The organism is Bacteroides sp. HF-162 (assembly GCF_015679285.1).
Taxonomy (GTDB): Bacteria; Bacteroidota; Bacteroidia; order Bacteroidales; family Bacteroidaceae; genus Bacteroides; species Bacteroides uniformis.
Genome location: NZ_CP064937.1, coordinates 81,408 through 92,282, shown reverse-complemented (window position 1 = coordinate 92,282; position 10,875 = coordinate 81,408). Strand labels below are relative to the sequence as shown.

At 46.5% G+C, this 10,875-nt stretch carries 9 protein-coding genes; 7 read left to right on the top strand and 2 right to left on the bottom strand.

Annotation, left to right across the window (positions count from 1 at the left end):
* The first annotated feature begins 11 nt into the window (after positions 1-11).
* Complete coding sequence (locus tag ITJ87_RS00400) at positions 12-1,460, top strand: PA14 domain-containing protein (RefSeq protein WP_117965234.1); 1,449 nt, start codon at positions 12-14, stop codon at positions 1,458-1,460.
* Between the two features lies 1 nt (position 1,461).
* On the opposite strand, the gene ITJ87_RS00395 is transcribed toward ITJ87_RS00400, so the two are convergent.
* Entirely contained in the window at positions 1,462-2,634 is a 1,173-nt protein-coding gene (locus tag ITJ87_RS00395) for a DNA-binding transcriptional regulator (protein WP_117965236.1), read from the bottom strand.
* A 67-nt stretch (positions 2,635-2,701) separates the two neighbouring features.
* Positions 2,702-3,136, bottom strand: coding sequence for a thioesterase family protein (locus ITJ87_RS00390; RefSeq protein ID WP_117600845.1), 435 nt, complete (start codon positions 3,134-3,136; stop codon positions 2,702-2,704).
* Between the two features lie 80 nt (positions 3,137-3,216).
* Between ITJ87_RS00390 and ITJ87_RS00385 the strand changes: the two genes are divergently transcribed.
* From ITJ87_RS00385 to ITJ87_RS00360, 6 genes are all read left to right on the top strand, one after another.
* Positions 3,217-3,780 carry an L-threonylcarbamoyladenylate synthase gene (locus ITJ87_RS00385; RefSeq protein WP_117965256.1) on the top strand — a complete coding sequence of 188 codons (564 nt, stop codon included), beginning with the start codon at positions 3,217-3,219 and terminating at the stop codon, positions 3,778-3,780.
* 9 nt (positions 3,781-3,789) lie between these two features.
* On the top strand, positions 3,790-5,580 hold the full coding sequence (locus tag ITJ87_RS00380) for a chloride channel protein (RefSeq protein ID WP_117965238.1): 1,791 nt from the start codon (positions 3,790-3,792) through the stop codon (positions 5,578-5,580).
* A 136-nt stretch (positions 5,581-5,716) separates the two neighbouring features.
* Entirely contained in the window at positions 5,717-6,688 is a 972-nt protein-coding gene (gene fmt / locus ITJ87_RS00375; protein WP_117965240.1) for a methionyl-tRNA formyltransferase, read from the top strand.
* A gap of 264 nt (positions 6,689-6,952) precedes the next feature.
* The gene (gene rpe / locus ITJ87_RS00370) at positions 6,953-7,603 is read left to right on the top strand and encodes a ribulose-phosphate 3-epimerase (RefSeq protein WP_005830060.1); all 651 of its coding nucleotides are present in this window, start codon (positions 6,953-6,955) and stop codon (positions 7,601-7,603) included.
* Positions 7,604-7,661: 58 nt separating this feature from the next.
* Positions 7,662-9,698 carry a ComEC/Rec2 family competence protein gene (locus ITJ87_RS00365; RefSeq protein ID WP_117966708.1) on the top strand — a complete coding sequence of 679 codons (2,037 nt, stop codon included), beginning with the start codon at positions 7,662-7,664 and terminating at the stop codon, positions 9,696-9,698.
* Between the two features lie 86 nt (positions 9,699-9,784).
* On the top strand, positions 9,785-10,822 hold the full coding sequence (locus tag ITJ87_RS00360) for a bifunctional oligoribonuclease/PAP phosphatase NrnA (RefSeq protein WP_117600850.1): 1,038 nt from the start codon (positions 9,785-9,787) through the stop codon (positions 10,820-10,822).
* Positions 10,823-10,875: the final 53 nt, after the last annotated feature.

The window sequence follows — 10,875 nt, the reverse complement described above, 5'->3', positions numbered from 1 at the left end:
CTCAAGAAATTATGAAGAAAATAGTTGTTCTTTTAGTTGTACTGTTGGGCTGTATGCCGGTAACGGCTTTTGCGCAGAAGCAATTCTTTTTTAAGGATGGCAAGTTTGTAGTAGCACAGTTTACAGATTTGCACTGGATGCCAGGTTCTGCAAAGTGTGCCGAAACGGCAGCTGCTATCCGTGCTGTCCTGGCAGCCGAACATCCGGACATTGCTATACTGAGTGGGGATGTGGTGACCGATGACCCTGCTATGGATGGATGGAAAAGTGTAGTGGATATTTTCAATGAGGCCAAGATGCCTTTTGTGGTGATGATGGGAAACCATGATGCAGAATACTTGACGCGCAATGAAATCTATGATTTCCTCTTGAAGTCTCCCTACTATGTGGGGGCAAAAGGCCCTGAAGATATTATGGGATGTGGTAATTGTGTGATTCCTGTTTATAGTCCGGAGAAGAAGGACCAGGTAGAGGCATTGCTCTATTGCATGGATTCCAACGACTATCAGCCTAATAAAATCTATGGTGCTTACGACTGGATTCATTTCGACCAAATAGAATGGTACAGAAAGCAAAGTAAACACTTTGCAGAGAAGAACGGTGGTAATCCCGTTCCTGCTTTGGCCTTCTTCCATATTCCGCTGATTGAATACAACGAAATCAGAGGTGACGGGAAAACTTATGGCAATGACAAAGAAGGTGGAGTTGCCTCTGCTAATATCAATTCCGGTATGTTTGCTTCCTTCCTTGACATGAGGGATGTAATGGGAGTATTTGTAGGACATGACCATGATAACGATTTTATAGGAATAGATAAAGGTATTGCATTGGGATACGGACGGGTGACCGGTGCGGATGCGTATGGAGAGTTGACGAGAGGAGCCCGTATCATTGAACTGTACGAAGACCAATTCAAATTTGATACATGGATTTCTACTCCTTCGGGAAGGGAGGCTGCCTACTATTACCCTTCAGGTCTGAATTCGGATGAAGAGCAGAGTATGGCTTATTTGCCGGCTACGGGAACTTCTCCCAAGAAGCAGGGCGTGGCATATACCTATTATGAAGGCAAATGTAAGCGTGTTGCCGATATTGCCGCCTGCAATAAAGTGAAGGAAGGGGTGATGAAGAACTTCTCGATTGAAGAAGCAGCCGTCCCTGATCATTTTGCTTATGATTTCCGTACGTTGGTGAAAATTCCAGAAAGGGGAGTATACCGTTTCTATACTTTTTCCGATGATGGTTCTAAACTATACATAGACGGTAAATTGATTGTTGATAACGACGGCGGACACAGCGGACGCCGTGCCGAAGGGAAAGTCGCTCTCGAAGCAGGGTACCACGAGTTGCACCTGCTGTATTTCGAAGATTACATGGGCCAGGAATTGGAAGTCGGGTATTCGGGACGGAATGTTCTGGAAACCGTGTTACCTGATACCATGTTGTTTGTACCGGATTAAATCAGCGCTGGTAACTCTTTGTCTGGTACTCTTTCCGATATTCATTGGGGGAAACTTTCTTCAAAGCTTTGAATTGGCGGGACAAGTTCTTCAGGTTATTTATTCCGACTTGTTCCGCCACATCTGCAATCGGAGCATCACTGGCCAACAGCAATTGGGCAAAGCGTTCCATCCTAAGGTTGAAGATATATTTGTGGATGGACTGCTGGGTGACTTGCTTGAAACGAATCTCCAATAAACGGCGTGATAATGGTACTTGTTTCACTATATCCGATACAGTGATATCAGCCGTTATATTCTGATGGATATATTTCAGAGCGGTTTGGATATGGGCATCGGTGGTAGAATAGAAGTCGGTCGAAAGCCGGTTGATGATATTAACTGGTTGGAGCACTACGTCCCGATAAGTGGCCTCCTCATCATTCAATAGATGTTCTATGAGGGCGGCTGCCTCAAATCCGCCTCTTACAATGTTTTGGCTGATACTGGATAGGGGAGGGTCTGAAAGATTGCATATAATCTCATCATTGTCGACTCCTAATATTGCTATCTTGTCGGGCACTCTGATGTTGTTGACTTTACAGATTTCCGTAATGCGGTTACCTTGATTGTCATCGCAAGCCATGAGTGCCGTAGGTTGCGGCAATGACTTTAACCAATTGAGCAGAGGTGGTGCCTCATAAAACCATAAGTCATCAAGTGATTGATCTTGATAAGAATAGAAATTGTTTCCAAACCCTTGGGCTGCTATACATTCATAGAAACCCTCGCAACGTTCTTGTGACCATACCGTATCGCGATAACCGTAGAATGCGAAGTTCTGAAAGCCTTTACTCAGAAAAAACTCTGCTGCCATTCTGCCGGTCTTGCGGTAATCGCCGGTGATGTTTGGAATATTGCTGAACCTTGATTTATAATCCTGGGCCAACGCGATAATTCCGTTTTCACGGAATAGCTCCACATTGTCATCATTGTCAAATCTGCCGATGATTGCATCTGCATGCCATGTCTTTGCCCATTTTAAGACTCCTTCTATACCATGACTGTTTTTGTAGGAGGGTGGCATACGGCATACTACCCATGGTTCATGGCTTTTGGAATAGGCCAATACCCCCTTTAGCAGATTGTACGAAAAGGACTCTGTAAAATCGGTCAATAATATCAATCGAATCATAGCAGTTGACTAAATGTAACAGATTGTTACTTATACAAATGTTAGCTTAATTGACAAATATAGGATTTTATTTCTTTTTCTTCAAATCTTTTCCCTCATATTTGCAGATTGCTTCAATCCACTCTTCTTCCAGTGGTTTGGATTCGTGTTTGGCGAGGTCGAAGGCTACCATGACGGAAGTACAAACGCATTTTACTTCTTGGGTTTCCGTATCGATGACACGCTGTGCCAGATGGAAACTCTTGGTTCCTATTTCAGTAACGGCAGTTTGCACGGCAATATGGTCCGAACCATAAATCTGCGCAAGGAAATTTGCTTCAATATGGACGACAACGATGCCATCCTTTTCCCAATCTACATCCGGGCATACGGAAGCGAAATATTCCGTTTTTCCTAAATCATAAAAAGAAAAGTAAACAGTGTTGTTTACATGGCCGAATTTGTCGACGTCATTGAAGCGTAGTTGTATGGGCAGGGTGTGGTTAAATTGAATTTCTTCCATTGTTTTCTCTTAAACTTTATTTATAATCGCTGCAAAAATACTATTTTTGCATGTTAATCCGTGAACTTATATATCAAGAAATGATAGAAGACATTAAAAAAGCCTGCCAGGTGATGAGCGAAGGCGGGGTAATTTTGTATCCGACAGATACGATTTGGGGCATAGGTTGTGACGCTACCAATGAAGAAGCGGTGCGCCGTGTATATGAAATCAAGCGACGCTCTGACAGTAAGGCGATGCTGGTATTGGTAGATTCCCCGGTAAAGGTGGATTTCTATGTGCAGGATGTTCCAGAGGTTGCCTGGGATTTGATAGAACTGGCTGACAAGCCTCTTACCATAATTTATTCCGGAGCGCGTAATCTGGCTCCTAATTTGCTTGCCGAAGATGGTAGTGTGGGTATCCGCGTCACCAGTGAGGCATTTTCAAAGCGGCTTTGCCAGCAGTTCCGTAAGGCGATAGTCTCTACTTCTGCCAATGTCAGCGGGCAACCGTCTCCCGGCAACTTCAGTGAAATAAGTGAAGACATCAAGTCTGCGGTAGATTATATAGTAGGATACCGCCAAGAGGAAACGGGACGCCCGAAACCGTCCAGCATCATTAAGTTGGGCAAGGGCGGAGTCATCAAGATTATTCGCGAATAAAAGGAAAAAATGGCAGAGGATAAGAGGAGTTTGTTGCAGCGCTTCATCATTTGGCGCGAAAAGAATATCAAGGAGAAGCAATTCATACTGATTCTCAGTTTTCTTGTGGGTATTTTTACGGCGTTCGCCGCACTGATACTGAAAGGCATCATACACTGGATACAGAACTTCCTGACGGACAATTTCAATGCGACGGAGGCCAACTATCTTTATCTGGTTTATCCGGTAGTGGGTATCTTCCTGACCGGACTGTTTGTCCGTTACGTGGTGAAGGACGACATCAGTCATGGTGTTACGAAAATCTTGTATGCCATCTCGCGGCGACAGGGACGTATCAAACGACATAACACTTGGTCGTCCATCATAGCCAGTTCCATTACCATCGGTTTCGGTGGTTCGGTCGGGGCGGAGGCGCCTATTGTGTTGACGGGTTCGGCTATCGGTTCTAATCTGGGAAATATATTCAAGATGGAGCATCGTACGCTGATGCTGTTGGTGGGATGTGGTGCTGCTGGTGCGGTTGCAGGCATTTTCAAGGCACCAATTGCCGGTTTGGTATTTACGCTGGAGGTACTGATGATAGATTTGACAATGTCTTCCTTGTTGCCGTTGCTGATATCCGCGGTGACGGCTGCAACTGTTTCCTATATCGTGACGGGTACGGACGCCATGTTCAAATTCCATTTGGACCAAGCTTTCGAATTGGAGCGTATTCCGTATGTCATTATGTTGGGCGTCTTCTGTGGATTGGTTTCCCTTTATTTCACCCGCGCCATGAACTCTGTGGAAGGCGTGTTCGGAAGGTTGAGAACTCCCTATAAGAAGCTGATAATGGGCGGTGCCATGCTGAGTATCCTGATATTCCTTTTCCCACCGTTGTATGGCGAAGGTTACGATACGATAGAATTATTGCTGAATGGAGTGAGTAATGCCGAATGGGACACGGTGATGAATAATTCCTTCTTCTACGGGCACGGCAATCTGTTGCTGATATACCTCATACTGATTATTCTGTTCAAGGTTTTTGCCTCGAGTGCCACGAATGGCGGTGGCGGTTGCGGCGGTATCTTCGCACCTTCATTGTATTTGGGGTGTATTGCCGGTTTTGTCTTTTCACATTTCAGCAATGAAATAGAGATGACGGCTTATCTGCCCGAAAAGAATTTTGCCTTACTGGGAATGGCGGGGGTTATGAGTGGGGTCATGCATGCTCCGCTGACCGGCGTGTTTCTCATTGCCGAACTTACGGGAGGATACGACTTGTTCCTGCCGCTGATGATTGTTTCCGTCAGCTCTTATCTTACCATTATCATGTTCGAACCTCACAGTATTTACTCCATGCGTTTGGCAAAGAAAGGAGAGTTGCTGACGCACCATAAGGACAAGGCCATCCTTACCCTGATGAAGATGGAGAATGTGGTGGAAAAGGATTTTGTGACCGTGCATCCCGAAATGGATTTGGGTGAACTGGTAAAGGCCATTTCTGCTTCGCATCGTAATGTCTTTCCCGTGGCCGATAAGGAAGGAGTACTGATTGGCATTGTTTTGTTGGACGATATCCGGAACATTATGTTCCGTCAGGAGTTATATCATCGCTTTACAGTGGGAAAACTGATGACTTCGGCTCCGGCACGTCTGTATGATACGGACAGTATGGAGCAGGTGATGCGTACCTTTGATGATACGAAGGCGTGGAATCTGCCGGTGGTGGATGCGGAAAACAAATACTTGGGATTCGTGTCCAAGTCGAAGATATTCAACTCGTATCGTGAAGTGTTGGTACATTTTTCAGAGGACTGAGGACATGTACAATTTACCATTTACAATGTACAATTTGCCATTCGGAGTGCTGTGTACATTGTACATGGTAAATAGTACATGAGTAGCCTCGCAAATTGTACATGGTAAATAGTAAATGGAGTAAATTGTAAATGAAATGGTGGAAAAGAAGAATTTGAGGATTGTATATATGGGTACTCCCGATTTTGCGGTGGAGGCTCTTCGTTGTCTGGTAGAAGGAGGTTACAATGTGGTGGGTGTCATTACGATGCCGGACAAGCCTGCCGGACGGGGGCATAAGCTCCAATTCTCTCCGGTGAAACAGTATGCACTGGAACATAATCTTCCGCTTCTTCAGCCGGAGAAGTTGAAGGATGAGGTTTTTGTGGAGGCGTTGCGTGCATGGAAGGCCGATTTGCAGATAGTCGTTGCTTTCCGCATGTTGCCGGAGGTGGTATGGAACATGCCGCGATTGGGCACCTTCAACCTGCATGCTTCCCTGCTTCCGCAGTATCGCGGCGCAGCTCCCATCAACTGGGCGGTGATTAATGGTGATACGGAAACGGGCATCACCACTTTCTTCCTGAAACATGAGATTGATACCGGTGAGGTTATTCAGCAGGTACGGGTACCCATTGCCGATACGGACGACGTGGGTATCGTTCATGACAAACTGATGCTGTTGGGCGGTCGCCTGGTGGTAGAGACTGTTGATGCCATTCTTGCCGGTACGGTGAAAAGTATTCCTCAAGAAGAAATGGCCGTAGTGGGTGAACTGCGTCCGGCACCGAAAATCTTCAAAGATACTTGTCGTATTGACTGGAACCGTCCGGTGAAGCGTATTTACGATTTTGTACGCGGCCTTTCTCCCTATCCTGCCGCTTGGACGGAGTTGGTCCAGCCCAGTGGAGAATCTATTGTAGTAAAAATCTTCGAGACGGAGAAGATAGGGGAATCCCATCAACTGGCTCCCGGAACCTTGCAGACAGACGGGAAAAACTATATCCGCGTTGCTGCCGAAGATGGCTTTGTCGGCATCCGCTCCCTCCAGCTTCCAGGCAAGAAGAGACTGAAGACGGATGAACTGCTGCGCGGCTTCCGGTTGACGGAAGAATGTGTGATGAAATAACTGATTGTCATTCATCAACTTCCTACTGCAAAACTACTGCATTTGTTTTGCAGCGTCACTGCAACTAATATGCAGTGTTGCTGCAACTAATATGCAGTGTGACTGCAACTGCTTTGCAGTAGCACTGTAACACGTTTGCAGTGACGCTGCAAAAGGTATGCAGTAAGTTTGCAGTGAGAGTTTTGACTTCCAATGTTAGGCCGACTTAAATCTTTTATCTATATTTGTACATCACAAAGTTCGTAAACTTTAGAATACAGCATTATGAAACCAATCATATCCCCTTCTATTCTCTCTGCCGATTTCGGTTATCTGGCACGGGACATTGAAATGATTAACGAAAGTGAGGCGGAGTGGGTACATATCGACATCATGGACGGTGTGTTTGTCCCCAATATTTCTTTCGGATTCCCGGTACTGAAGTATGTGGCAAAACTGTCGCAGAAACCTTTGGATGTGCATCTGATGATTGTACAGCCGGAGAAGTTTATTCCGGAGGTGAAGGCTCTGGGAGCCCATGTCATGAATGTGCATTATGAGGCTTGTCCGCATCTGCACCGCGTGGTGCAGCAAATTCGCGAAGCAGGGATGCAGCCGGCAGTAACGATTAATCCGGCAACTCCCGTGTCCTTGTTGAAGGATATTATTAATGATGTATACATGGTGCTGATCATGAGCGTAAATCCTGGCTTCGGCGGACAAAAGTTCATAGAGCATTCTCTTGATAAAGTGCGCGAGTTGCGTGAATTGATTACGGTTACCGGTTCGCAGGCCTTGATAGAAGTGGACGGTGGCGTAAACTTGGAAACCGGTTCGCGTCTGGTAGAAGCTGGAGCAGATGTACTGGTGGCAGGCAATGCCGTTTTCTCGGCTCCCGATCCGAAGGAGGCCATCCGTGCATTAAGGAATCTGTAATCCGTCTTCTGGATTGATAATCGACAGCTGGCAACGGCATCCTTTCCTTCGACTGTTGATGCCGTTGGTAGTTGGTATTTTGTGTGGAGATGCGTTTCCACACGTGCTTTCTGCATGGGAGTATGTGGCAGGTTTTCTGCTTTTTCTTTTTATTATAGGTAGATACAAGCATACCGGATGGGTGTATGGAGCGGCGGTATACCTTTTCTTGGGTGGTACGGGGTTCTGCTTGATGAGTTGGCAGCAGGGAAAGACGGCATTTCCCTTTTCGGGCAAACCTGCTGTTTATAGGGTTTGTATCCGCGAGCATCCCGAAGAGAGGGAGCGCAGCATATTGTGCAGGGTTGTCCTGCTGGGAGAGGTAGAGCAGGATGCAGTTACGGGTTGCCCCCGGAATCATCTTTTTCTAGCTTATTTTCCGAAAGATTCTGCTACGGCCACTTTGCGCAGTGGTGATGAGTTGCTGGTATCTACCCGGCTTGTTCCTCCGGCAAACAATGGTAATCCCGACGAGTTTGACTATGCCCGCTACCTGAGGCGGAAAGGTTATAGCGGCACGGCCTACGTGGCTGACGGACATTGGCGGAAGACGGGGCATGATGCCTCTCGCACTGTCAGCCAGGTGGCACTGGATTATAGGGCGAAAGTGGTTGGCTTATACCGGAGTTTGGGCTTTGAAGCTGATGAATTGGTAGTGCTTTCTGCGTTGACAGTGGGGGATAAAGAGGAACTGAGTGATGATATTGTGGAGACCTACTCCGTTTCGGGAGCCAGCCATGTACTGGCACTTTCGGGGTTGCACATAGGTTTTCTGTATGCTTTGCTCTTGTTTGTACTTCGTCCTTTGTGGAGGCGATGGCGGCGGTTGAAACCTTTGTTGCTTTTGCTTCTGGTCCTTTTCTTGGTGAGTTTTGCTTTTTTCACGGGATTGTCCTCCTCGGTGGTGCGGTCGGTTGTCATGTTCTCTTTGTTGGCGTTTGCCGGTTTGCAGCCGGAAAAGCCGCTGACTCTGAATACGCTGGCGGCAACTGCTTTCCTGATGCTGCTGTGCAAGCCGGCCTGGTTGTTTGATGTCGGTTTTCAGTTGTCATTCTCGGCGGTTACAGCTATTGTACTTGTACAGCCTAAGTTGTATGCCCTTTGGAAGGTTGACAATTGTTTCCTGCGATATTTGTGGGGACTTATGACAGTGTCTGTGGCAGCTCAGCTGGGTACGGCCCCTTTGGTCATTGTCTATTTCTCCCGTTTATCCACTCATTTTCTGTTGACTAATCTTTGGGTAATTCCCATGGTGTCACTCGTTCTGTATTCGGCGGTCTTTCTGTTGATGCTTACGCCGCTGCCTTTTGTACAACATCTGTTTGCAAGGGTAGTAGAGGCATTGGTACATGTCCAGAATGAAGTGCTTCGCTGGATAGAGCATCTTCCCGGCGCTGCTGTCGATAATATTTGGTTGGATATATGGGGCGTTTTGCTCGTCTATCTGTTCTTGGGGATGGCATATTATGGCTTTCTACGCCTTACGGTACGTAGAGTCTGCTTTGCGTTGCTGGCATTGTTGGCAGTGGTTTCCTGGCATTCCCTTTCCATCATGTCCAATGCTCCCCGGCAGGGGATTGCTTTTTATAGTGTGAGAGGTTGTCCCGTTGTCCATTGTATGGCAGACAACTGTCATTCTTGGTTGGCATGTGCCGATAGCTTGCCGGATATGCCGCGTTTGTGCCGTGCCCTTTCTCCGCATTGGAATCGCCTGCGTCTGGAGACTCCCCGACTGGTTGCCGGAGATTATACAACTCCCGGCTTATCCATGCGCGACCAGATTGTCTCTTACGCCGGTAAGCGCATCTGTCTTCTTTCCGACAACCGTTGGAGAAACAAGAACTCTTCCCGTCCCCTTTCAGTTGATTATCTGTATGTTTCCAAGGGGTATCAAGGTGGGATAGAGGAACTTACTTCGCTCTTTTCCATAGGGATGGTGGTACTTGACGCTTCTCTTTCAGACTATTATCAGAATAAGATTGCCAATGATTGCGTTCGCTTAGGTATTCCTTATCTTCTTCTTTCTCAAAAAGGTTCTTACCGCATATTGTTATAAATCACAAACTTTTTGTACTTTTGCCCCTTCAATTTGTTATAAATGCCAAATAGTAAATAGTCAATCGTCAAATAGTAAATAAATATATGTTGACCAAAGTAATAGAACAATCCAAGATAGACCATTTCACCAAATGGTTTGACCGTGCAGACAAGATAGTAATCGTTTCGCATGTGGGCCCCGACGGGGACGCCATCGGCTCTTCTCTGGGCTTGTGGCACTTCTTCAGCTCGCAGGGAAAGACGGCGAATGTTATTGTGCCGAACGCTTTCCCCGACTTCTTGAAATGGATGCCCGGGAGCAAGGACATCCTTCTGTACGACCGCTACAAGGAGTTTGCCGACAAGCTGATTGCCGAGGCGGATGTCATTTGTTGTCTGGATTTTAATGCTATCCATCGTATAGATGCCATGGGTGACGCTGTTCTTGCATCCCCGGCAAGAAAAATACTGATAGACCATCATCTCCATCCGGAGGATTTCTGCAAGATTATCATCTCCCATCCGGAGATATCTTCCACTTCGGAACTGGTTTTCCGCCTGATTTGCCGTATGGGCTATTTCAGTGACATTTCAAGGGAAGGTGCGGAATGTATCTATACGGGCATGATGACCGATACCGGCGGGTTCACCTATAATTCCAATAATCGGGAAATCTATTTCATCATCAGCGAACTGTTGTCGAAAGGTATTGATAAGGACGAGATTTACCGCAGAGTGTTCAATACTTATTCAGAAAGCCGTCTGCGCCTGATGGGATATGTCTTGTCACAAATGAAGGTCTATCCGGACTATCATGCAGCCTTAATTTCCTTGACTAAAGCCGAACAAAGCCAATTTGACTATGTGCGTGGAGATAGTGAAGGGTTTGTGAACATTCCTTTGAGCATCAAAGGGGTGATTTTTTCTTGTTTCCTGCGTGAAGATACGGAGAAGCCGATGATAAAGATTTCTTTACGTTCGGTCGGTACGTTCCCTTGCAATCAGCTGGCTGCCGAGTTCTTTGGCGGCGGTGGTCATTTGAATGCTTCCGGCGGTGAATTTTATGGAACGATGGATGAGGCCCGCAAGGTCTTTGAGCAGGCTTTGGAGAAATACAAACCGCTGCTGAATGCCAAAGGATAAAAAAAGTTCAGTTGTAAAGGTTAAAAGTTACGAACTTTCTATCTGCAGCTTTC